The sequence below is a fragment of the Gordonia sp. CPCC 205515 genome, from assembly GCF_048537925.1.
Lineage (GTDB): Bacteria > Actinomycetota > Actinomycetes > Mycobacteriales > Mycobacteriaceae > Gordonia.
Genome location: NZ_JBCLVJ010000008.1, coordinates 39,297 through 62,186, shown reverse-complemented (window position 1 = coordinate 62,186; position 22,890 = coordinate 39,297). Strand labels below are relative to the sequence as shown.

The following is a 22,890-nucleotide window of genomic DNA, read 5'->3' as shown; positions in this document are numbered from 1 at the left end:
AAACTCTATCCACAGGTGCTCCCCGCGCTCGGGCTGCCACCGAACGCTCGAGATGCAAGCCGAGCATGTGATGGGAGCCTGAGCGTTTACCGAGACTCGAGGAGCGCGGCCGCCATCGCGTCGCGCGGGGCCGGCCGGCCGGTGAACTGCTCGACCTGACTGAACGCCTGATGCAGCAGCATCACCAGTCCCCCGACGACCCGACCGCCCGCGGCGGTGACCGCGCCGGCCAGTGGTGTCGGCCACGGGTGGTAGATCACATCCACCAGTCGTGGTGCCGCGGCGAGCGCGGGGACGAGTCCGGCGGCGCCGTCGGCGGGCACGGTGGAGATGACCACGCCACTGGCGGCGGCGCGCTCGGCGAGGGCGTCATCGGCGACGAACGGGACGACAGAGGTGCGCATGCCCAGGTGTTCGGCGAGCGCGGTGACGGGCGCGGCACGGCCGGCGTCGCGGGCGACGACGGCGAGGTCGGTGAAGCCGGCGTCGGCGAGGGCGGCCACCGAGGGCAGCGCGGTGCCGCCGTTGCCGATGAGTACCGCGGTCGGGTTGGTGGCGGCGTCGGCGCCGACCTCGGTCAGCGTGCCCGCGATGCCGTCGATGTCGGTGCAATCCGCGCGCCAGCCCGCATCGGTGCGCACCAGCGTGTTGGCCGAGCCGATCAGTTCGGCGCGCGGGGTGCGTTCGTCGGCGAAGGCGAGCGCCGCGAGTTTGGCCGGCATGGTCACGGAGAAGCCGATGAAGTCGGCGCCCGCTCCCGACACCACGCCGGGGAGTTGCTCGCCGGTGCACTCGATGCGGTCATAGGTCCAGTCGGCCAGGCCGAGGGCCCGGTAGGCCGCGAGGTGCAGGTCCGGTGAGCGTGAGTGACCGACCGGTGAGCCGAGCACTGCGGCCCGGCGTGCTTCCAGATCCATCAGATCAGCTGCAACCGGTGGTCAAAAGCTTGTTCTCGCAAGCCTTTTCGCGGTTGGCCTTGTGTTGCTCGAAGTCGTCGGCGAACAGGGTTGTGCCCTTGTTGTCGACGGTGACGAAGTAGAGCCACTTGCCGCTCGCGGGATGTTCGGTGGCCTGCAGCGCGGCCTGTCCGACCGCTCCGATCGGTGTGACCGGCAGCCCGTCCACCCGGTAGGTGTTCCACGGGTTGTCGGCGGAGTAGTTCTCGCCGTGCACGTCGATGTTAGTGACCTGGGCGGTGTAGTTGGCCGTCGAATCCATCTCGAGGCGCTGACCCTTGTCGAGGCGGTTGACGATCACCCGCGCCACCTTGGCGTAGTCGTCGGGATCGGCGACCTCGCGTTCGACAACGGATGCGGCGATCAGCGTCTGATACGGGGTGAGGTTCTGTTCGCGTGCGCTGAGCAGCCCCCACTCCTCGTAGCGTTGGGCACTCGCGACAAGCAGGTCGTGCAGGATCTGCACCGGCGTCTGATTCGGGTCGATCCGCTCCCAGGTGCCCGGCGCGATGAGGCCCTCGATGCGGCGGTGGTCACCGGTGAGCGAGTTGACGGTCGGGCGCGCCCACACCGGGACACCGAGTTCGTCGGCGGTGGCGTTGGAGGCGGTCTCCTCGAGTTGGTCGATGCTGGCACCGATCCGCTGGCCGTTGACGGTGACCGAGGTGGCGTCGGAGATCATCTGGAAGATGCCCGGCGTGGTCTTGCCGTCGATGCCTTCCTTGGTGTCGAGCTGCAGTCCCTCCGGGACCACCATGCGGCCGACGCGGTGTTCGGTGCCGGTCATCATGTCGACAGCGGTCTCGGCCGGGATCTGGGTGCGCATCTTGTAGTAGCCGCCGGACAGGGGCTCGCCGTTGGCCGCCTTGACGAAGGCATTCACGCTGCCGACGACGTCGTCGGCCTCGAGGATGCGGCCGAAGTCGGCGAGGGTGGAGTTGTCGGGGATGTCGACGATCACGTCGGCGGTGCCCGCGGGGTTGGAGTAGTCCTTGTTGTTCTCGAAGACGCCGAGCTTGCGCAGCCCGACGAACCCGACGCCGGCCACCAGCGCCAGCAAGCACACCATCGCAACGCCGAGTACGACCCGCCGCCGCAGGTAATTCGGCGCATTCTGCTTGGGGCGCTTCTGTTTCGGCGTCTTCTGCTTGCGCGTTTTACGCGGCTTGGCCGGTTTCTGCGGCGGCTGCGCGGGCTCGTTCTCCTCGTCCTCTTCGGTGTCGAGGAAGTGGGTGCGCGTCGCCGTCGCGGTCGGTGCGGCAGCCGCGGTGACGGCAGAGGGGTTCACGGCAGAGGGATTCACGGCAGAGGGGTTCACGGCAGCCGGGGCGATGCGATGGGGCACCGCACGCCGCATGGGGTCCTCGAACTCACCGGACTGCACCGGCAGCGGTTCGGGTCGCGTCCACTCGGTGTCGGCGTCGTCGGGCGCGGAACGGGTGACCGCGGGCCGCAACGATCCGGTGTCGGTGAGGTCGGAACCCGACTCGACGCGCCGACGACGATGTCGGGTCGTCGGCTTCTCGTCGGAGGGTTGGGTGAAGTAGCGCAACCGTTCGAGGTCGAGCTTGTCGGTCGCGGCGTCGGAGAACTCGTGGCGCCGGGGCCGTGGGTGGTCGTCGCTCACCGAGCGCACCCTCCCAGAAGGCATGCGTTACTCATCGTTGCGTATCCAGCCACCCCTGCAGAATAGCGACCGCCGCCGCCTGATCAATGACGGCACGCGAGGACTTGGCATTCCGACCGCTCGCCCGCAGCGATTGCGCCGCGGTCACCGTGGTCAGACGCTCGTCGGAGTAATCGATCGGAATCGGCGCCAGGCGTGTCGCGAGCGCGTCCCCGAACTGCCGCGCGGCGTCGGCCGCCGCACCCGCCTCGTTGCGCAGCGTTTTGGGCAGTCCGACGACCACACCGATCACCTCGTACTCTGCGGCGATCACCGCGATGCGCTCGACATCGGCGTCGCTCTTCGGGGTGCGTTGCACCGTCTCGACGGGCGTGGCGAGGATGCCATCGGGGTCGCACACGGCCACCCCGATCCGCACACTCCCGACGTCGATGCCGAGGCGCCGGCCACGTTCCCGCGTTGATTCCGTGGGGCTCATCGATCCCGCACGAGTTCGCGGATGCGGGCCATCGCGGCGTCGATCCCGGACGCGTCCGAGCCGGAGCCCTGCGCGAGATCGGGTTTGCCGCCGCCGCGTCCGCCGACGAGTCCGGAGATGTCCTTGACCAGGTCACCGGCCTTGATGCCGAGACCGCGCGCGGCGTCGGTGGTGGCGATGACGAACGGTACTTTGACATTTCCCCCGTCGCTTCGCTCGCCTCCCCCGTCGTTCTTCGAGAACACCGCGACGACGGCCGGTCGGTCGGCGACCCGGCCGCGCAGATCGGTGGCCAGCGTCCGCAGGTTGCCGGCATCGACTCCGTCGGGCAGGCGCCCGCCGACGATCAATGTCTGGCCCGAGGTGACCGCGGCGTCGACGAGGCCACCTGCGGCAGCGCGGGCGGACTCGGCACGCAGCCGCTCCAGTTCCTTCTCGGCGTCGCGCAGTTTGGTCACCAGCTGCTCGACGCGGCCGGGTACCTCCTGCGACGGGACCTTCAGCGACGACGCCAGCCCGGCGAGCAGCGCCCGCTCCTTGGACAGGTAGCGGAACGAGTCCATGCCGACGTAGGCCTCGACGCGGCGCACCCCGGAGCCGACCGACGACTCGCCGATCAGCGTGACCGGACCGATCTGCGCCGACGACGCGACATGCGTACCGCCGCACAGTTCCATGGAGAACGGGCCGCCGATCTCCACCACCCGCACGACGTCGCCGTAGTTCTCGCCGAACAGCGCGACCGCGCCCATCGACTTGGCCTCGGCCAGACCGGTTTCGAAGGTGTTGACGGCATAGTTGGCCTCGACGGCGGCGTTGCTGATCTCCTCGATCTCGCGACGCTGGCTCTCCGACAACGGTTTTCCGGAGTGGAAGTCGAACCGCAGGTAGCCGGGCCGGTTCAATGAGCCGGCCTGGGTGGCGCTGGGACCGAGCACCTCGCGGAGTGCGGCGTGCACCATGTGGGTGCCCGAATGTCCTTGTGTCGCACCATGTCGCCAGGATTGGTCGACCGCGGCGATGACCTCGTCACCCTCCGCGATCTCCCCTTCGTCGACGACGACCTTGTGCAGCCACACCGACTTGCCTGCCTTCTGCACGTCGGTGACCCGCAGTCGCACCCCGTCGCCGGTGGTGATGGTGCCGACGTCGGCCATCTGCCCACCGGACTCGGCGTAGAGCGGGGTGCGGTCGAGCACGACGGTCAGTTCGGTGCCGGGCGCGGCGGAGGTCACCCGTGCGCCGTCGGCGACGAGTCCGAGGACCTTGGCCTCGGAGATGAGTTCGTCGAAACCGGTGAAGACGGTCGGTCCGCGGTCGAGGAACTCGCGGTAGACCGACAGGTCGGCGTGCCCGGTCTTGCGGGCGGTCGCGTCGGCCTTGGCGCGCTGCTTCTGTTCGGCCATCAGCTCGGTGAAGCCCTGCTGGTCGACGTCGAGTCCGGCTTCGGCGGCCATCTCGAGGGTCAGGTCGATCGGGAATCCGTAGGTGTCGTGCAGCGTGAATGCGTCGTCGCCGGTGATCGTCGAGGCGTTGGCGGCCTTGGTGGCCGCGGCGGCGTCGGCGAACAGTTTGGAGCCGGCGGCGAGGGTCTTGGAGAAGGAGATCTCTTCGCCGACGGCGACATCGACGATGTGCTTGCGCTGTTCGGCCAGGTTCGGATACGACGGCGACATGGTGTCGATGACGAGTTCGATGAACGCCCCCATCGTCGGTTGATCCGCACCGAGGAGGCGCACCGAGCGCACGACGCGGCGCAACAGGCGACGCAGCACGTAGCCGCGTCCGTCGTTGCCGGGCAGCACGCCGTCGCCGATGAGCATCGCCGCGGTGCGGGCGTGGTCGGCGATGACCCGGAACTTCACGTCATCGTCGTGGTTGCCGGCCGCGTAGGCGCGGCCGGTGAGTTGCGCGGCGAGGTCGATGATCGGCCGACACAGGTCGGTTTCGTAGACGTTGTCGACGCCTTGCAGCAGGCACGCGACACGTTCGATGCCCATACCGGTGTCGATGTTCTTCTTCGGCAGCGGTCCGAGGATCTCGTAGCCGTCCTTGCCGCCGCCGGGGCCGCGGACGTTCTGCATGAACACGAGGTTCCAGATCTCGATGTAGCGGTCCTCGTCGGCCTCCGGACCGCCTTCGACGCCGTAGGCGGGGCCGCGGTCGTAGAAGATCTCCGAGCATGGCCCGCACGGTCCGGGCACGCCCATGGACCAGTAGTTGTCCTTCATGCCGCGACGCTGGATGCGTTCGGCCGGAACACCGATCTCGTCACGCCAGATGGCCTCGGCCTCGTCGTCGTCGAGGTAGACCGTCGGCCAGAGTTTGTCGGCGGGGATGCCGTAGCCGCCGTCGGCGACGCTGTTGGTCAGCAGCGTCCAGGCGAACCCGATGGCCTCGCGCTTGAAGTAGTCGCCGAAGGAGAAGTTGCCGGCCATCTGGAAGAAGGTGTTGTGCCGGGTGGTGATGCCGACCTCGTCGATGTCCAGGGTGCGCACACACTTCTGCACGCTGGTGGCGCGCGAGAACTCGGGGGTCTGCTCCCCGAGGAAGTAGGGCTTGAACGGCACCATGCCGGCGTTGACGAACAACAGGTTGGGGTCGTCGAGGATCAGCGAGGCGCTGGGCACCTCGGTGTGGCCCGCCTTGATGAAGTGATCGAGAAAGCGCTGGCGGATTTCGTGGGTCTGCACGACATACCAGGGTACCGAAGCGCACACTGTGGACATGGGTGAGCATAGCTATTCACTCACGGCCTCCTGGACCGGCAACCGCGGCACCGGAACCTCCGGTTACCGCGACTACGACCGGTCGGTCAAGCTGGTGGTCGCGGGCAAACCGGACATACTGGCGTCCGCGGACGCGATCTTCCGGGGCGATCCGGGCCGCTGGAATCCCGAAGACATGCTCGTCGCCGCCCTCGCCCAATGCCACATGCTGTCGTATCTGCACGCGTGTGTGGAGCGAGGCGTCGTGGTGACGTCGTATGTCGACGACGCCGTCGGGGTGATGGACCAGGAGGGCAAGGGCGGCCACTTCCGGGAGGTGATCCTGCATCCCCGCGTGCACATCACCGACGCGGCCAAGGTCGACGACGCCGTCGCCGCGCACGACGATGCCCACTCCCGGTGCTTCATCGCGAGTTCGGTCAACTTCCCGGTGCGCCACGAACCGAAGGTTCGGGTCGCCGGGGTATCAGCGACGACGTGACCGGCTGACCGCACCCCGCACGATCGTCCGCAGCCGGCCCAGGCGTGCGCCGATCTCGCGTTCGTGACCGTGATCGGTCGGCTGGTAGTAGTCGACGCCGACCAGGTCGTCGGGTGCGTACTGCTGGGCAAGGACCCCGTCCGGGTCGTCGTGCGGATAGCGGTAACCGACCGCGTTGCCGAGTTTCTCGGCGCCCGCGTAATGCCCGTCGCGCAGATGGGCGGGCACCGCACCGGATTTGCCTGCCTCGACGTCGGCGAGCGCCGCCCCGATCGCCGACACCACACCCGCCGATTTGGGTGCGGTGGCCAGATGGATGGTCGCCTGGGCCAACGCGAGTTTGGCCTCTGGCATCCCGACGAGCGCGACGACCTGCGCCGCGGCGACCGCGGTCTGCAGGGCCATCGGATCGGCCATGCCGATGTCCTCGCTGGCGTGGATCATCAGCCTGCGGGCGATGAACCGGGGGTCCTCCCCGGCCGCGATCATCCGGGCCAGGTAATGCAGGGCGGCGTCCACGTCGGAGCCGCGGATCGACTTGATGAACGCGCTGGTGACGTCGTAGTGCTGGTCGCCGTCCCGGTCGTAGCGGACTGCGGCGCGGTCGATCGCGGCGGCCACGTCGGCGACGTCGAGGATGCCGGATTCGGCGGCATCGGCGCTGGCCTCGAGCGCGGTCAGGGCGCGGCGGGCGTCGCCACCGGCGACTGCGACGAGATGATCGTAGGCGGCGTCGGTGACCTCGACGCGACCGTCCATACCCCGCGGGTCGGCGACCGCGCGCGCCAGGACCTCGCGGATGTCGTCGTCGGCGAGCGAGCGGAGTTGCAGCACCAGCGACCGCGACAGCAGCGGCGACACGACCGAGAACGACGGATTCTCCGTGGTCGCGGCGACGAGCAGCACGATCCGGTTCTCCACGGCGTCGAGCAGCGCGTCCTGCTGGGTCTTGGAGAAGCGGTGGACCTCGTCGATGAACAGCACCGTCTGCTGTCCTTCGATGAGTCGACGGCGGGCGACGTCGATGACCGCCCGCACCTCTTTGACGCCCGCTGAGAGCGCCGACAGCGCCTCGAACCGGCCACCGGTGGCCCGCGAGATCAGCGCGGCCATCGTCGTCTTTCCGGTGCCGGGCGGCCCGTAGAGCAGCACCGATGCCGCACCCGACCCGTTGATGAGTCGACGCAGCGGCGACCCGGAACCGAGCAGATGCTGTTGCCCGACGATCTCGTCGAGCGATTGCGGACGCATCCGCACGGCCAGTGGCGCGGTCGCCGGAGGTGGCGCGGTCAGGCCACCCCCGGTGGTCACCGGAGCGGGGCCGGGTGACGGCGTGTCGAACAGGCCGTCCATCGCGGAGTTCTCGGGCAAGCCGACCTCAGTCGAGCCAGAGCCGCTGCAACGCGGCCGCCACCTGGGTCGCGAATTCGGCGATCACCGGTTCACCGGCGCGGGTGGCGGCGGTGGACAGACTGGTCCAGCGGGTGACGATGACCCGGGGGTCGTTGGTGTGCAGTGCCCAGTCGTGGGTGTAGCCGGCGGCCGTCACGTGGATCGCCGACACGTGTTCCGCGCCGTCGGCGGGCAGCATCCACACCGTCGAGAGCCACTTCCACAGCAGCCGCGCGGCAAGGATGCGTCGTGTCGCCTCCCGGTCGTGGGAGAAGACCGGCCAGATGCCCGACACCTCCGAGCGCCACGCGTCGACCATGGAGATCTCCAGCTCGGTACGACGCTCGGCGTCGGCATGCCGGAGTTTGGTGCCGCAGGTGACCAGCGCGTACGCGATGTCGAGGGTGGCATCGCGGAAACCACCCCACTCGTAATCCATGAACTGCACGCCCAGGTCGTTGAGCATGATGTTCTCCGGACCCACGTCGGACGGACTGAACGCGCGATGCTCCCCCTCGGTGAACAGCAGGCAGGCCGAGCGGAGCCGGTCGTGGATCTCGGTGGGCAGGTCGACGCCGAGCCGGTCGGTCAGCGCCGGGGCGTCGGCCACAGCCCGCACCGCGGCCTCCCCGAGGGCATCGGCGTCTTCGAGGCCGCCGGCGCCACGCCGCAGCAACGCACGGTAGTCACCCTCGCCACCGAACGTGTCCGCGTGCATCCGGCCCAGTGCCTGTCCCCAGGCGCTGACCGCGTGCGACGTCTCGACCGCGTCGGTCCCGGTGAGCAACGACGACATCGAGCGCCCGTGACCGAGATCGGAGAGCACCAGCAACCGCACCTCCGGGTCGGAGGCGATGAGCTGGGGACCCGGCCGGGACTCGGTGGGCAGCGCGGTCGCGTACTTGTAGGACGCGAGTTCACGGTGGAACGCCCTCGGGTCCTCGTCGTCGGGCAGCGCCTTGATGACCAGGGTGCGATCCATCGAGAGCGGGTTCACCAACACCCGGGCGCGCACCACGATGGTGCGTCCACTGCCGCCGAGATCCTCCGGATCGGCGAGGGCTACCGGAGACCCGGCCCGATGCGAAAGAACTGCCTCGGCCGCGCGCACCACGCTCGTGATGCGATTTTCAGTAATTACCGTCATATCACCAACCAACCTACCCAATGGCGGTGCGCAACGTCACGAGGGTTAACCCATCTGCAATCAAATCCACTCTCGCACAGCGCATTAAGCAACGCTAACGGAAGATTAAACAGGACTGACGTCCACCGAGACATCGATCCGACTCTTCTTGGAATCCGTATAGATGACACCGCGCAGCGGCGGGACGTCGTCGTAGTCACGACCCCACGCGACGGTGACGTGCCGCTCGTCGACGAGCTTGTCATTCGTGGGATCGAACGCGATCCAGTGGTCGCCGGGCAGCCACACCGCGGCCCACGCATGGCTGGCGTCGGCGCCGAAGATCCGTTCGGTGCCCGGCGGCGGGTCGGTGGCCAGATAGCCGGATTCGTAGCGGGCGGCCAGACCCACCGAACGCAGGCAGGCGATCGCCACCCGCGCGAAATCCTGGCACACACCCATCCGTCGTTCCAGCACGGTGTCCACCCGGGTGCTGATGGCCGTCGACCCGGACTTGTAGGTGAAGTCGTGGAAGATCCGCGTGGTGAGATCGGTCACCGCCTCGATCAGCGGTCGGCCCGGGGTGAAGACCTGCGCGGCGTAGTCGACGACGGCCGGGGTGATCTCCGGCGGGTTCAGGTCGATGGTGAACTCGACCGCCTCGGCGGCTGCGCTCCCCTGCACCCGGGGCCGCGCCTGCTCCCACGGCCCGAGCGCCGCCGCCGACATGAGCAGCCCGGCGTCGGGCGGGTCCACATCGACGAGCGAGGTGGCGGTCACCACCAGGTCCTCGTGGTTGCTGCGGACATGGAAGTAGGAGTCGCTGTTGCCGTAGACGTCCACGCCGGTGGACCAGTCGTCCGGTTCGGGCTCGATCTGCACCTGCGCCTCGACGACGTGCTGGTGCGGCAGTTCCCGCGGCGTCAGATAGCACCGGCCGTACGACGACGACACCACGTCGTCGTAGCTGTAGCAGGTGCGATGGTACACGCGGTAGCGACGTTTCACGCGACGCCCCCGCTGCTGTCTGGGCTCCCGATGTCCAGGCCGCCACCCCAGATCGGCTTCGCCTCGAGCGGAGGTGCGAAGCGGGTGCGGGTGAGCACATCGGAGAGTTCGCGAGCGCCCTCGCGCAGGGCGTTCATCAACTCGGCGAGGTCGGCACGACGTCCATCGGTGTTGATCTCGCACAGGTCGGCCGGATCCGAGCGGCGCAACTCGGCGATCATCTCCTCGACGATGCGTTCGGCGTTGGCCGAGCGCACCTCCTCGGGCACCGCGGTCAGATCGGCGCGCATGTGGGTGAGTTGGTAGATCATCGCCCGCGGGTTGGTCTCGTCGAAGAGGACGAGTTCGGCGACCGCATCGAGTTGATACAGACCGCGATTGCGGCGCCGGTAGATGACCGACGACTCGGTGGCGAGCAGGTAGGACTCGAGCAGCGACTGTTCCACCTCGCGGTCGTGGGCGGTGACGAACAGCGCAGAGGTCAGGTCGGCCAGGGTGATGGACCGCTCGATGCGCCGGCCCAGATCCATGAACGACCAGCCGGCGTCGTGCACCATCGACTCGGCCTGCAGACCGGCCAACGCCAGCACCCCGTGCAGCACCTCGTCGTGGGTGTGGGCCAGTTCGGGCCCGAGATCCAGCGACCCGTCGGTGGGGGTCGCCCAGTCGATCGCCGGATGACCGGTGCTGACCTGCGTGGTGAACTCCTCGACGGCCCGTTCGACCGGTGCGAGCACCATCCAGGTGCTGGTGGACATATGGTCGCGGACGGCGCGCGCGGAGGCGACCAGCCGATCGACCGAATGCGCGATGGTCCCGGGGACGCTGCGCGCGACGGTCAGATCGGTGAGGGTGGCAAGCCCCTGGGAGATCCGCCTCGTGTCGATCGGACCCTCCGTGTCGACCGCCAGGTCCGCGGTCGACAGGTAGCCGGCGGTGCCGGTGACGGTGGCCACCGCATGCAGCATCAGCGAGATGCCGGCCGATCCGGTCATCCACGGCCGGTACTGGAAGTCCTGATACCGCTCGCGCGACACCTTCGCCATCCGGGTGACCAGTTCGGTGCGCTCGCCGTGGCGCCCGAACCAGAACAGGTCGGAGAGCACTCGCGGGCTGGCGGCCGCGGCGACCTCGGAGTAGTCGCGGGTGGACCGGCCCGGCCGTACCTCGACGACCTCCTCGGCGGGCGCGCTGCGGGTGGCCGACTTCCGGGACACGTGACCGCCGACGTCGGCGTTGGTCACCCACACGTCCTTCGCGGCGACGGTTTGCTGCGCGGCCCCGGCCACGCCATCGGCGAGCACGGCACCGAGCCCGCCGGGCATCACCGCGTAAGTGGGGCCCTGCGCGACGCTGAACGTCCGCAGGCCGACCGGTGCGGCCCGCAGTACGCCGCTGCCGACCCAGCCGTCGTTCGGCCCGGCCATCCCGGGCGTCATGCTCGGCGCCACCGAGTACGACTCGGCCAGCCGCGCCACCCACTGCCAGGACTGTGCCTCGATGCGGGCGGCCAGGTCGGTGCGTGCGGCGGCGTCGACCAGCGGCGCGATCACCTCTTCGCCGGTGTGGAAGTTGGTCAGCACCAAGGCATCGAGTTCAGCGCGAATCTTGCTGCGCTGCAGGTCGTCTCCGGCCCACAGCGTGGGCACCGACCCGAGGGCGAGATCTTCGTCGAGCAGCACTGGGGCGAGCGCCTCGAGCACGGTGTGCAGTGCCGGGTTCTCCAGCACACCGCTGCCGAGGGTGTTGACGACCGTGACGTTGCCGCGCGAGATGGCCTCGACGAGACCGGCGACGCCCAGACGCGAGTCGGTGCGCAGATCCAGCGGGTCGACGTAGGCGGCGTCGACACGGCGCAGCAGGACGTCGACACGCTTGAACCGGCCGAGTGAGCGCATGTAGACGACGCCGTCGCGCACCGTGAGGTCGGCGCCCTCCACCAGCGGGACACCCAGCGTGGAGGCGAGATAGAACTGGTCGAACGCGGTCTGCGACATGGCACCCGGGCTCAGCACGACCACCGTCGGGTCGTCGACGCCGGGCGGCGCGTAGTCCACGAGGGCCAGGCGCAGGGTGCCCGCGAAGGTGGTCATCGCCCGCGGCGCACAGGTCTGGAACAGCTGCGGAAAGGTCCGCGACACCAGCCGGCGGTCGACGATGGCGAAGCCGATGCCCGACGGCGCCTGGGTGCGGTCGCCGAAGACCTCGAACCGGCCGTCGGGACCGCGGCCGAGGTCGAGGGCGTGCAGGAACAGGGCGTGCGGCCCGGGAACCTCCAGCCGCGCGGCCTTGCGGATATAACCGGGATGCCCGAACACCATCTCCGGCGGCACCAGACCGGAGGTGATGGTCTTCTGGTCCCCGTACACGTCGCTCAGCAGCAGGTCGAGCAGCATGGATCGCTGCGTGATCGCCTTCTCCAGCTCGACCCATTCGACGCCGTCGAGGATGAGCGGGACGGGATCGACCTGCCAGTCGCGGGCGACGGTGTCGTGGCCGTCGAAGTCGTTGTAGAAGACACCTTCGTCGGTCACCGATTCGGTCAGTCGCGCCGCCGCCGCGGACAGCCGCGCGGAACCGCGGGCGCCGTAACCGGCGATCAGATCCGCCCACGCGGCCCGCGCGCGGCCGGAGGCATCGAGCATCTCGTCGTGCGGCGCGGTGCCTGCGCTGTCGGGGAGGTAGCGGTCGAAGACCCCGGGCAGTCCACTACCCGACGAAACGGTCACCGGAGCACTGTACGTGCCCGCCGCAGGTCCAGGATCCCGGGGACCCCGGTGTCGGTGGCCAGTCGGGCCTGCCGTTCCCGCAGCAGTCCGACGTCGATCGCGCCGGTGGTGTGGCCGGCCGCCTCGAACCGTCCGTTACGTCGCGATTCCGCCTCGACGGCGTTGACCGGCGGCTTCTCGTAGGCGCGGCCACCGGGGTGCACGACGTGGTAGGTGGCACCGCCGACCGAGCGCGACGAGACGGTGTCGATGAGGTCGAAGGTCAGGGGCGTGTCGATGGTGATGCTCGGATGTAGCGCGCTCGGCGGTTGCCATGCCCGGAACCGGATGCCCGCGACCCGCTCCCCGGTACGCCCGGTATGGGTGAGTGGAACGGGAAACCCATTGCAGGTCAACAGGTATCGATCGTCGTCGCCGCCCTGCACGCGCACCTGGACACGTTCGATCGACGAGTCGACGTAGCGGGCGGTGCCGGTGCCGGTGGATTCCTCGCCGAGGGTGTTCCAGGGTTCGATCGCGCCGCGCAGTTCCACCTCGTGCTCACGGATCTGCACGGTACCCAGCCGCGGGAAGCGGAACTCGGTGAACGGGTCGAGCCAGGCGGTGTCGAACGGGTAGCCTGCCTCCCGCAGATCCTCGGCGACGGCCGCGATGTCGGCGATCACGTAGTGCGGCAGCAGGTGCTTGCCGTGCAGGTCTGCGCCATGCCGGATGAGGCGTCCGCGGTAGGGCTGATCCCAGAACCAGGACACCAACGAACGCACCAGCAGCGACTGCACCATCGCCATCCGGTGATGCGGCGGCATCTCGAAGGCCCGCAGTTCCAGCAGCCCGAGACGCCCACGCGCGGAGTCCGGGCTGTAGAGCTTGTCGATGCAGAACTCGGCTCGGTGCGTGTTGCCGGTGATGTCGGTCAGCAGGTGCCGCAGCGCCCGGTCGGTGACCCACGGATTCGGCGGGCCACCGTCCTCCCCCTTCTCCGACAGCCGGTCGATCTCGGCGAACGCGATCTCGAGTTCGTAGAGCGACGATTCCCGTCCCTCGTCGACGCGCGGCGCCTGCGAGGTGGTGCCGACGAACCGGCCGGAGAACAGGTACGACAGCGACGGGTGCCGCTGCCAGTAGGTCAGCATCGACACCAGCAGGTCGGGGCGTCGCAGCATCGGCGACTCGGCGGGCGTGGTGCCGCCGAGGGTGATGTGGTTGCCGCCGCCGGTGCCGCCGTGACTGCCGTCGAGGTCGAAGGTCTCGGTACCCAGCCGGGTGTGGCGGGCGTGCTCGTAGAGCGCCTCGAGCAGGTCGGACTGTTCGCCGAACGACGATGTCGGCTGGATGTTGACCTCGATGACGCCGGGATCCGGGGTGACAGTGAGCGACTGCAACCGGCCGTCCGACGGCGGTCCATAGCCTTCGACGACGACGGGCGTGGCCACTGCCGCGGCACCGGCCTCGACGCCGCCGACGATGGCCAGGAACTCCTCGAGGGTCGCCGTCGGCGGCAGGAAGACATACAGCACCCCGCCACGCACCTCGGCGACCACCGCGGTCCGCGGGACGGGTGCGTCCTCTCCCACGATCGCCTCGCCGCCCGCCTCGCTGGTCGGCGGTGTCAACTCCCCCGTCGCCACGGTCGGGTCCGCCTCGAACAGCGTGGGTTCCGGCCCCCACGACAGCGAGCCCAGCGGCAACCGCAGACCCGCGGGCGAGGTGCCCTCGGTCAGCACCAGCCGTCCGCGGCGGGTGACCCACCGGGCACTCTGCCAGCGCGTCTCGTCCTCCGACCGGGACAGCGGCAGCACATAGGCGGCGGGTAGGTCGACGGCGGCATCGAGTTTGTCCAGCAACGCCTGCCGCGCGGCCGAACTGTCGACGACCTCGGCGGGTTCCTCATCCTCGTCGGCCTCGGCCGCCGCGGTCAGTCGCGCCTGTGTCACCGCGGCGTTGGCCGCCGGATCGTCGGCGGGTTTGCCGGGCGGCAGCTTCATCAGCGCCGCCAGCCGCACCAGCGGGTCCTCGTACACCGGCTGTACCTGCTCGGGTGGCAGGCCGAAGGTGGTCGCGAGGGTGGTCAGCAGGCCGTGCGCGGCGTCGAGGGTGGCCGGGGCCTGCACCGCGGTGTCGTCGGCGGTACCGGTGGTCTCCACCTCGATGCTCGCCTCGGTCTGTTCGATGCTCGACCACGGATCGGCCAGTAGTTCCGGTTGGTGCCAGATGGGTTGGCCGTCGGTGCGCCACAAGAGTCCGATCTGCCAGCGCGGCAACGGTTCTCCCGGATACCACTTGCCTTGGCTCCGTTGCACGAGTCCGGTGGGCGCGTAGGCGCCGCGCAGCCGTTCGGCCAACCGGGAGGCCAGCAGCCGCTTATGCGGGCCGTCGGCGTCGGTCAGCCATTCGGGATCGGTCTGGTTGTCGATGGACACGAAGGTCGGTTCGCCGCCCATGGTCAGGCGCACGTCCCGCTCGGCCATTTTGGTGTCGAGTTCGGCGCCGAGCACGGTGACCCGGTCCCATTGCTGCGGCGTGTACGGCAGGGTGACGCGCGGGTCCTCGTGGAAGCGGGTGACCGTGTTGGAGAAGTCTAGCGTGGCGTGGCACGGGCCGGTCGCGCCGGTGATCGGTGCGGCACCGCCGGGGTTCGGGGTGGCGGCCAGCGGGATGTGACCTTCCCCGGCGAACAGTCCCGACGTCGGGTCCATGCCGACCCAGCCGGCGCCGGGCAGGTAGACCTCGGTCCAGGCGTGCAGGTCGGTGAAGTCGGCGTCGGGGCCGGACGGGCCGTCGAGGGATTTGACGTCGGAGGTCAGCTGCACGAGGTACCCGGAGACGAACCGGGCCGCGAGGCCGAGTTGCCGCAGCAGCGCGACGAGCAGCCATGCCGAGTCACGACAGGAGCCGATGGCGCTGGACAGCGTGTACTCGGGTGCCTGCACCCCGGCCTCGAGGCGGACGGTGTAGTTGACCGCCTGGTTCACCGCCTGGTTGAGGGCGACGAGGAAGTCGATGATGCGGATGGTGCCGGTCGGCCGGTAGCGTTCGGCGAACTCGACGATCGACGGGTCGGGTCCGACCGGGCGCAGGTAGATCTCCAGGTCGTTGCGCAGGTCTTCGGGGTAGACGAACCCGTAGTTCTCGGCCCAATCCTCGATGAAGAAGTCGAACGGGTTGACCGCCGTCAGGTCGGCCACCAGGCTGACCGTGATGGACAGCGTGGTGGCCGGTTCCGGGAAGACCAGCCGTGCCATGTAGTTGCTGAACGCGTCCTGCTGCCAGTTCAGAAAGTGTTCTGGCGGTTCGACTTTCAGCGAGTACGCCTCGATCGGCGTCCGCGAGTGCGGAGCCGGTCGCAGGCGGACCACATGCGGGTAGATCTTGACCGGGCGATCGAATGCGTAACTCGTGCGATGCTCGAGGGCCACCTTGATGGTCATGGTGTGAAATCAGATCACAGATGACCGTGCGATGCCGAGTTTGCGCGGCGCGTCACGCGTCGCGCGGCACAGATCACTCGGCGTCGGCCACCTTCCGCGGCACCGGCTTTGCGTCGATGCCCGATTCCTTGCGCTGCTGCGCGGTGATCGCGGCGGGCGCATCGGTGAGCGGGTCGACGCCGCCGCCGGACTTCGGGAACGCGATGACCTCACGAATCGAGTTCTCGCCGGCCAGCAGCGCGGTGATGCGGTCCCAGCCGAACGCGATGCCGCCGTGCGGGGGTGCGCCGTAGGCGAAGGCGTCGAGCAGGAAGCCGAACTTCTCCTGCGCCTCGTCGTGGCTGATGCCCATGATCTCGAACACCCGCTCCTGCACGTCGCGGCGGTGGATACGGATCGATCCGCCGCCGATCTCGTTGCCGTTGCAGACGATGTCGTAGGCATAGGCCAGCGCGGCACCCGGATCGGTGTCGAGGATGTCGATGGACTCCGGCTTGGGCGAGGTGAACGCATGGTGCACCGCCGTCCAGGCGCCCGAGCCGACGGCGACGTCGCCGGATGCGGTGGCCTCGTCGGCCGGCTCGAACAGCGGCGCGTCGACGACCCAGGTGAACGCCCAGTCCCCGTCCTTGCGCAGGCCGAGGCGGTCGGCGATCTCCCCGCGCGCGGCGCCGAGCAGCGCCCGCGACGCCTTGACCGCACCGGCGGCGAAGAACACACAGTCACCGGGCTTGGCACCGACGTGCGCGGCCAGGCCGTCGCGTTCGGCGTCGGAGAGGTTCTTGGCCACCGGTCCGCCGAGCGTGCCGTCCTCCTGCACGAGGACATACGCGAGGCCCTTGGCGCCGCGCTGTTTGGCCCATTCCTGCCAGGCGTCGAGCTGACGACGCGGCTGCGACGCCCCGCCGGGCATGACGACCGCACCGACATACGGCGACTGGAACACCCGGAACGGAGTGTCCTTGAAGTACTCCGCGCATTCGACGAGTTCGATGTCGAACCGCAGGTCCGGCTTGTCCGAGCCGTAGCGCCGCATCGCGTCGGCGTAGGTCATGCGCGGGATCGGGGTGGTGATCTCGACGCCGATCAGCTTCCACAGCGCCGCGAGGACGTCCTCGGCGAGGGCGATGACGTCGTCCTGGTCGACGAAGCTCATCTCGATGTCGAGCTGGGTGAACTCGGGCTGCCGGTCGGCGCGGAAATCCTCGTCGCGGTAGCAGCGGGCGATCTGGTAGTACCGCTCCATGCCCGCGACCATGAGCAGCTGCTTGAACAGCTGCGGGCTCTGCGGGAGGGCGTAGAAAGTGCCGGGCTGCAAGCGTGCGGGCACCAGGAAGTCGCGGGCCCCCTCGGGGGTCGACCGGGTCAGGGTGGGGGTCTCGATCTCGGTGAAGTCGTGGTCGGCGAGCACACCGCGGGCCGCCGCGTTCACCTTCGACCGCAGCTTCAGCGCGTGGTTGGGGCCTTCGCGCCGCAGGTCGAGGTAGCGGTACTTGAGGCGGGCCTCTTCACCGGGCGCTTCGTCGAGCTGGAACGGCAGCGGCGCCGACGTGTTGAGCACGTCGAGGGATACCGCGTTGATCTCGATCTCGCCGGACGGCAGGTTCGGGTTCTCGCTGCCGGCCGGACGTTCTTCGACGACGCCGGTGACGGCGACGCAGAACTCGGCGCGCAGGCGGTGGGCGGCCTCGGCGACGGCCTCGTCCCGGAACACCACCTGAACCAGGCCCGAGCTGTCGCGCAGGTCGATGAACACCACCCCGCCATGGTCTCGACGACGGGCGACCCAACCGGCGACGGTGATGGTCTGCGAGGCGTCGGCACGGCGAAGCGAACCGGCGAGATGCGTGCGGAGCACTGACGATGTCCTTCCCAAAGGGCAATGAGCGTGATGCAGGTTGATCGGGCCCAATCCTACGTTCGCAGCCAAGTTCTCCACGATCCGGCTACTGGAGAGGTCTCGCCGAATATGCTGATCGGCGAGATCAGGTGAGGAGCACCATGACATTTCAAGGCGGCGGACCGCTGGATACGTCCACCATTTCCGGTGGCGGAGGCGGCGGCGGAATGGGCCGCATCGCAGTCGGTGGCGGCGCCGGCCTGATCTTCACCCTCATCGCCTTGTTCTTCGGTATCAATCCCGGATCGATCACCGGTGGGACGACCACCTCCGACAGCATGTCGTCGCAGGGATCGAGTGAGATCGATCAGCACATCCAGTCCTGCACGATCGAGAAGGCGAACACCGACGACGTCTGCCGGATCGTGGCCACGGTCAACAGCGTCAACAAGGTGTGGGAGGAGCAGCTGCCGGGCTACACCAAACCCCAGACCAAGATCTTCTCCGGATCGGTGAACACCGGCTGCGGTCCGGCGACCTCGGACACCGGCCCGTTCTACTGCCCCGCCGACCAGACGATCTACATCGACCCGTCGTTCTTCACCATGCTTCGACGCATGGGCGGCAGCAATGGCGCGCTGGCGCAGGAGTACGTCATCGCCCACGAGTACGGCCACCATGTGGAGAACCTGACCGGGGTGCTGAGCAAGGGCAACCGGATGGGTGCGCAGGGCCCGAAGTCGGGGTCGGTGCGCATCGAGTTGCAGGCCGACTGCCTGGCCGGGGTGTGGGCGTATCACTCGGACAAGGGCCCCGACGCCATGCTGGAGCCGTTGACGCAGGACCAGATCGCCGACGTCGTGCAGACCGCCAAGGCGATCGGCGACGACACCATCCAGGGCGCCAACTCCAATCCCGAGGGCTGGACCCACGGCTCGGCGCAGCAGCGGGTGCGGTGGTTCGGCATCGGCTACAAGTCGGGCGATCCGCGCCAGTGCGACACGTTCGCGACGAACGATCTGTGACGCCGCACCGGTGACACCTCGTGAACCGAGCGCGGTCGATGCCCGCGCCGACGCCTATCTCGCCGAGTGCGCGCGGCTCGATCCGTTGTTCGCCACCGAGGTCGGCGTCGGAGGCCACGACCATCTGCTGACCGACTTCTCCCCCGACGCCTGCGCCGAACGCGTGTCGGCGGCCCGGACGGCGCTGTCCGACCTCGCCGCGCTGCCGATCGCCGATGACGTCGACCGGGTGACGGTCTCGACGATGTCGGCGTCGTTGCGGCGGGAGATCGCGCTCGCCGACGCCGGGGAACGGGTCGGCGACTGCAACGTGATCGCCTCGCCGCTGCAGGGCATCCGCGACATCTTCGACCTGATGCCCATCGACACCGCCGACGACCGCGAGACGTTCGTGACCCGGCTACGCGGGCTTCCGGGGTGTGTGGACACCGTCGTCGAGGGACTCCGGCATCGGCTCGCGCAGGGTCCGCCGTTCGCGCTGCGGCAGGTGGAACTCGTCGCCGAGCAGGCCGATGACGCCGCCGACGCGATCGCCGCCACCACCGCCGCGTTCGCCGACGACCCCGCTGCGGTCGCTGGAATCGATGGTGCGCGTGCGGCATTCGGTCGCCTTGCGGAACTGTTGCGCGACGTGGTGGCGCCGGCCGCGACCCCGGTCGACGCGGTGGGTCCCGACCGCTACCGGTTCTATCTGCCCGCCTATCTCGGCGCCGACGTCGACCCCGTCGAGGCCTACGAATGGGGCCTGGATCATCTGGCCGAGATCGTTGCGGAGCAGGCCGCGATCGCCGAGTCCCTGCTGCCGGGGGCGTCGATACCGGAGGCGATGGCCCATCTGGACTCGTTGCCGCAGTATGCGATCGACGACCGACACGCGTTCGTCGCGTGGATGCAGGAGCTGTCGGATCGGGCGGTGGATGCGTTGGCGGGCACCCACTTCGACCTGCCGCCGCGGCTGACCCGCCTCGAGTGCCGGCTCGCTCCGTCGTCGACCGGCATCATCTACTACACGCAGCCGTCGGCCGACCTGTCCCGCCCGGGTCGCATGTGGTGGTCGGTGCCGCCGGAGCAGTCGGTGTTCCACACCTGGCAGGAGACGACGACCGTCTTCCACGAGGGTGTGCCCGGCCATCACCTGCAGCTCGGCTCGGCGATCGTCTCCGATGACCTCAACGACTGGCGCAAGCTGGCGTCGTTCACCTCCGGGCACGGCGAGGGGTGGGCGCTCTACGCCGAACGCCTGATGGGTGAGCTCGGCTGGCTCGACGATCCGGGTGATCGGATGGGCATGCTCGACTCGCAGCGGCTGCGGGCGGCGCGGGTGGTCCTCGACATCGGGGTGCACTGCCAACTCCCGGCGCCGGCCTCGCTCGGCGGCGGTATGTGGGATGCGGACAAGGCGTGGCAGTTCCTCACCGAATCGGTCGCGATGGATCGCACCGTGTTGCGCTTCGAGTTGCACCGCTACCTGGGCTGGCCCGGGCAGGCACCCTCCTACGCGCTGGGACAGCGAGTCTGGGAGGACACCCGCGCCGCCGCGCTGGCCACCCACCCGGAGTGGTCACTCAAGGACTTCCATACGCGCGCACTGGCTTTGGGTGGGGTCACCCTGGACGTGCTGGCGCAGGAGATGTCGCGCTGACCGACGTATCCGTCAGCTCCACGCCGGGACGGCCGGAAGGTCGTCGGCCTCCCCGTGGGCCAGCCACTGCGCGAGGTGCTCGCGCGTCCCGGACACCTCCTGACCACCGCCGTGCAGTTCCCACCGGTCGCCCTCGAGAGTGGCCAGGGTCAGCGACGGTGCGTCGTCGCGGCTCTCGAGCCGACGCACCATCGCGTCGAGCGCGTTCAGCACGGAATCCGGGTCCGCCTCGTCGAGCGTCCACACCCGGCTGATGACGTTGTTGGCCAGCACCACCTCGGCAATGCGTTGGCCCACAACATCATCACGCTGCAACGCGACCCCGGCGTGTTCGACGGCCGCATCGTCGGGCAGCTGATCTAGCCGGTCGGCGGCGGCCGCGAACACCGTATTGGATTCGCGGTACCGTACCCGCGCGTCGTCTGGGACCGCGGTGTCGGTCGGTGTGTTCCCGGCTGCGGCGTCGACGGCGGCGGCCAACGCAAATCCACTGTCCGCCAGCGTGGCGACCACCTCGCGACGCGACCGCCCGTCCGTCGACGGCGCGTCGAGCAGATCGTCACCCATCATCGTGACGATGGTGTCGAGCATGTCCGACTCGCGGCCGAGCCGCGACAGATCCGATGCGAGCCTCGAGATGGTGGTCATGGCTCCATCCTGTCACCTCCGTTTTCCCGGCGTCGCCGATTGCGTTCCCGCTCTTGTTGTCTGCGGGCGTGTTTGGCCGCCACCCGACTCTGCGAACGAGTCGGTGGTGTCTCCGATCCCTGAGGAGCCCGCGAGGCGCCAGCCGAGCGAGCGTCTCGAAGGGCCTCGGGCACCTTGAACCGAATCCGCCGTAGTCCGGGCAGCAACTGCTCCAAGTTCTCCGGATCGCCCGGAATTACCAGGCCTTCCGGGGTGATGAACTCCTGCCGGAGCCGCCCCGTCATCGGGTCACGGAACTGATCATCAACCCAGTCACCGAACGTCTTCAACAGATGCCCGAAGCGGCCCTTGGCATTGAGGTTCAGGTCGGTGGTCTGCCACCCGACCCTGGATGCTCGTGGTCAAACTCTTCGACATGGTCGAGGTCGGCGTCGAACGCCGAGGTGGTATCACCCGGTATGACGCTGTATCCGTCGCGCACCCGCACGAACGTGTCCAGCGCCGTCGACGGGCGGTAGGGGTTCGACGGCTGGGTCGCCGGCAGCGTGTAGCTGCCGTCCGGGTTCATCGGCGTCCCCGTGGGAACGATCGGGCGGATCACCGCATCCGGCCGGGCGACCAGATCCCGCACCTGCTCGTCAGAGATCACACCCTGCCCGGCGATGAACCCCGCATTCTGTGCGGTGCCCTTCACGGTGCCTTCATCGGCCACCACATGAATGACCACCGTGCTGGCCGGGGCGGTACCCGGTTCGGGGATGACGGCGTCGCAGTCCTCCCGCCCGCACAGGCACTCGAAGACGTTGCCGGTCAACAGGGTGAAGGTGGCATCCGAGCGGCGTTGATCCAGCGTCCGCGGATCCTCCTCACACGTCGCGGTGGCCAGCGCGTTCACTGCGGCTTTGGCAATGAGCGCGTTCTCGGCGGTCATCGTCGCCGATACTTGGGCCATCCCATCGCCGGTGGGCCGCGTCCAGAACCGACGCGCATCCTTCGCCCGACGCCGGGCCTCACGCACCGCATCCGGATCATGCCGGAACACGATGCGATCGCACATCGTCTGCAGCCGGTGCATCGACCACGTCCCATCATGCAGATCCAACTCAGCCACCATGTCGCGATCGACATCGGCGGCACAGGGTTGGCCGTCGACCAGATCGGTACGCGCGACGATCTTCCGCACCGCCTCGTCGGTGATCCGCCCGATCTTCAACCGCTCGGCCACCTGAGGGAGGCGATCGCGCAGCGCCAGGGCGCGGTGCAGCAGTTTCTCGGCCTCCCCCTGACCCACGCACAACGACAACGAAATCCGGGCGGCGCAGTCAGCGAACCCGTCCTTCAACAAGAGGTCGTCGGGGCGTTCAGAGTCGCCGACCAAACGGGCGTGCAGTTCCGCGGCGATCTGATAGTCATGCCACGCCAGATACGACTGGCCACGCACGCTGGAGATGAGTCCGCCGACCAGATCGTTGATCCCGGCGTCGGCGGGATCACCGACACGATCGGCGCGGACGCCTCCGGTGTAGAAGCCGGGCAGGTCCGGCCAGGGCGAAGCCACCCTCCACCACGCCGACAACGGCTCCACGACCAACGACCTTCCAAACACACGAACAGGACAGGGAGGATCGATCTGCCCACATCATGTTGTCTGAAAGACCAAGGCCCACAAGGCCTCAGCTCACGTCATTCATTCTTGTTCGATCCGGTAACACCACTCTAGAACACCCCACCGACAGGATCGACGCGCAGAATCAGTCCGCCAGATATAGGCCGCGCACCAG

Annotated in this window: 15 protein-coding genes; 3 read left to right on the top strand and 12 right to left on the bottom strand. The window is 68.7% G+C overall.

Going from position 1 to position 22,890, the window contains the following annotated elements; all coding sequences use genetic code 11:
- Positions 1 to 86: 86 nt before the first annotated feature.
- From AAFP30_RS12340 to alaS, 4 genes are read right to left on the bottom strand one after another with little or no spacing between them, the layout of a single operon-like run.
- Positions 87 to 917: a shikimate dehydrogenase gene (locus tag AAFP30_RS12340; RefSeq protein WP_419230220.1), complete on the bottom strand. Its 831-nt coding sequence runs from the start codon at positions 915 to 917 to the stop codon at positions 87 to 89.
- A gap of 4 nt (positions 918 to 921) precedes the next feature.
- A complete protein-coding gene (locus AAFP30_RS12335) occupies positions 922 to 2,583 on the bottom strand; it encodes an endolytic transglycosylase MltG (protein ID WP_419230219.1) in 1,662 nt (553 codons plus the stop codon).
- 31 nt (positions 2,584 to 2,614) lie between these two features.
- Positions 2,615 to 3,061 (bottom strand): Holliday junction resolvase RuvX, encoded by a 447-nt coding sequence (ruvX, locus tag AAFP30_RS12330; protein WP_419230218.1) that lies wholly within the window; start codon positions 3,059 to 3,061, stop codon positions 2,615 to 2,617.
- Positions 3,058 to 5,754 (bottom strand): alanine--tRNA ligase, encoded by a 2,697-nt coding sequence (gene alaS / locus AAFP30_RS12325; RefSeq protein ID WP_419230217.1) that lies wholly within the window; start codon positions 5,752 to 5,754, stop codon positions 3,058 to 3,060. The genes ruvX and alaS overlap by 4 nt, the downstream gene beginning before the upstream one ends.
- A gap of 34 nt (positions 5,755 to 5,788) precedes the next feature.
- Here alaS and AAFP30_RS12320 point away from each other — a divergent pair, with 34 nt between their 5' ends.
- On the top strand, positions 5,789 to 6,271 hold the full coding sequence (locus AAFP30_RS12320) for an OsmC family protein (protein ID WP_419230216.1): 483 nt from the start codon (positions 5,789 to 5,791) through the stop codon (positions 6,269 to 6,271).
- Here AAFP30_RS12320 and AAFP30_RS12315 read toward each other — a convergent pair.
- The 6 genes from AAFP30_RS12315 to aspS all read right to left on the bottom strand — a co-directional run bounded on the left by AAFP30_RS12315 (position 6,257) and on the right by aspS (position 17,812).
- The gene (locus AAFP30_RS12315) at positions 6,257 to 7,624 is read right to left on the bottom strand and encodes a replication-associated recombination protein A (RefSeq protein ID WP_419230709.1); all 1,368 of its coding nucleotides are present in this window, start codon (positions 7,622 to 7,624) and stop codon (positions 6,257 to 6,259) included. The two genes, AAFP30_RS12320 and AAFP30_RS12315, sit on opposite strands and share 15 nt — an antisense overlap.
- A gap of 25 nt (positions 7,625 to 7,649) precedes the next feature.
- Complete coding sequence (locus AAFP30_RS12310) at positions 7,650 to 8,810, bottom strand: hypothetical protein (RefSeq protein ID WP_419230215.1); 1,161 nt, start codon at positions 8,808 to 8,810, stop codon at positions 7,650 to 7,652.
- Positions 8,811 to 8,915: 105 nt separating this feature from the next.
- The gene (locus AAFP30_RS12305; protein ID WP_419230214.1) at positions 8,916 to 9,779 is read right to left on the bottom strand and encodes a transglutaminase family protein; all 864 of its coding nucleotides are present in this window, start codon (positions 9,777 to 9,779) and stop codon (positions 8,916 to 8,918) included.
- A gap of 14 nt (positions 9,780 to 9,793) precedes the next feature.
- The gene (locus tag AAFP30_RS12300; RefSeq protein ID WP_419230213.1) at positions 9,794 to 12,526 is read right to left on the bottom strand and encodes a circularly permuted type 2 ATP-grasp protein; all 2,733 of its coding nucleotides are present in this window, start codon (positions 12,524 to 12,526) and stop codon (positions 9,794 to 9,796) included.
- Positions 12,523 to 15,954 carry a DUF2126 domain-containing protein gene (locus AAFP30_RS12295; protein ID WP_419230212.1) on the bottom strand — a complete coding sequence of 1,144 codons (3,432 nt, stop codon included), beginning with the start codon at positions 15,952 to 15,954 and terminating at the stop codon, positions 12,523 to 12,525. The genes AAFP30_RS12300 and AAFP30_RS12295 overlap by 4 nt, the downstream gene beginning before the upstream one ends.
- Before the next feature lie 73 nt (positions 15,955 to 16,027).
- The gene (gene aspS, locus AAFP30_RS12290) at positions 16,028 to 17,812 is read right to left on the bottom strand and encodes an aspartate--tRNA ligase (protein WP_419230211.1); all 1,785 of its coding nucleotides are present in this window, start codon (positions 17,810 to 17,812) and stop codon (positions 16,028 to 16,030) included.
- 143 nt (positions 17,813 to 17,955) lie between these two features.
- Between aspS and AAFP30_RS12285 the strand changes: the two genes are divergently transcribed.
- Together AAFP30_RS12285 and AAFP30_RS12280 are read left to right on the top strand one after the other, a co-directional pair.
- Positions 17,956 to 18,819: a neutral zinc metallopeptidase gene (locus AAFP30_RS12285; protein WP_419230210.1), complete on the top strand. Its 864-nt coding sequence runs from the start codon at positions 17,956 to 17,958 to the stop codon at positions 18,817 to 18,819.
- A gap of 10 nt (positions 18,820 to 18,829) precedes the next feature.
- Positions 18,830 to 20,461: a DUF885 domain-containing protein gene (locus AAFP30_RS12280; protein WP_419230209.1), complete on the top strand. Its 1,632-nt coding sequence runs from the start codon at positions 18,830 to 18,832 to the stop codon at positions 20,459 to 20,461.
- A 12-nt stretch (positions 20,462 to 20,473) separates the two neighbouring features.
- On the opposite strand, the gene AAFP30_RS12275 is transcribed toward AAFP30_RS12280, so the two are convergent.
- Positions 20,474 to 21,109: a hypothetical protein gene (locus AAFP30_RS12275; RefSeq protein ID WP_419230208.1), complete on the bottom strand. Its 636-nt coding sequence runs from the start codon at positions 21,107 to 21,109 to the stop codon at positions 20,474 to 20,476.
- 361 nt (positions 21,110 to 21,470) lie between these two features.
- Entirely contained in the window at positions 21,471 to 22,667 is a 1,197-nt protein-coding gene (locus AAFP30_RS12270; protein WP_419230207.1) for a DUF222 domain-containing protein, read from the bottom strand.
- Positions 22,668 to 22,890 lie beyond the last annotated feature (223 nt).

What these genes read in the sequence shown, in the direction of transcription:
- AAFP30_RS12310 (WP_419230215.1), bottom strand. Translation starts at nt 8,810, where the DNA reads ATGACGGTAATTACTGAAAATCGCATCACGAGCGTGGTGCGCGCGGCC.
- ruvX (WP_419230218.1), bottom strand. Translation starts at nt 3,061, where the DNA reads ATGAGCCCCACGGAATCAACGCGGGAACGTGGCCGGCGCCTCGGCATC.
- AAFP30_RS12285 (WP_419230210.1), top strand. Translation starts at nt 17,956, where the DNA reads ATGACATTTCAAGGCGGCGGACCGCTGGATACGTCCACCATTTCCGGT.
- AAFP30_RS12315 (WP_419230709.1), bottom strand. Translation starts at nt 7,624, where the DNA reads ATGGACGGCCTGTTCGACACGCCGTCACCCGGCCCCGCTCCGGTGACC.
- AAFP30_RS12295 (WP_419230212.1), bottom strand. Translation starts at nt 15,954, where the DNA reads ATGACCATCAAGGTGGCCCTCGAGCATCGCACGAGTTACGCATTCGAT.
- AAFP30_RS12320 (WP_419230216.1), top strand. Translation starts at nt 5,789, where the DNA reads ATGGGTGAGCATAGCTATTCACTCACGGCCTCCTGGACCGGCAACCGC.
- AAFP30_RS12340 (WP_419230220.1), bottom strand. Translation starts at nt 917, where the DNA reads ATGGATCTGGAAGCACGCCGGGCCGCAGTGCTCGGCTCACCGGTCGGT.
- AAFP30_RS12275 (WP_419230208.1), bottom strand. Translation starts at nt 21,109, where the DNA reads ATGACCACCATCTCGAGGCTCGCATCGGATCTGTCGCGGCTCGGCCGC.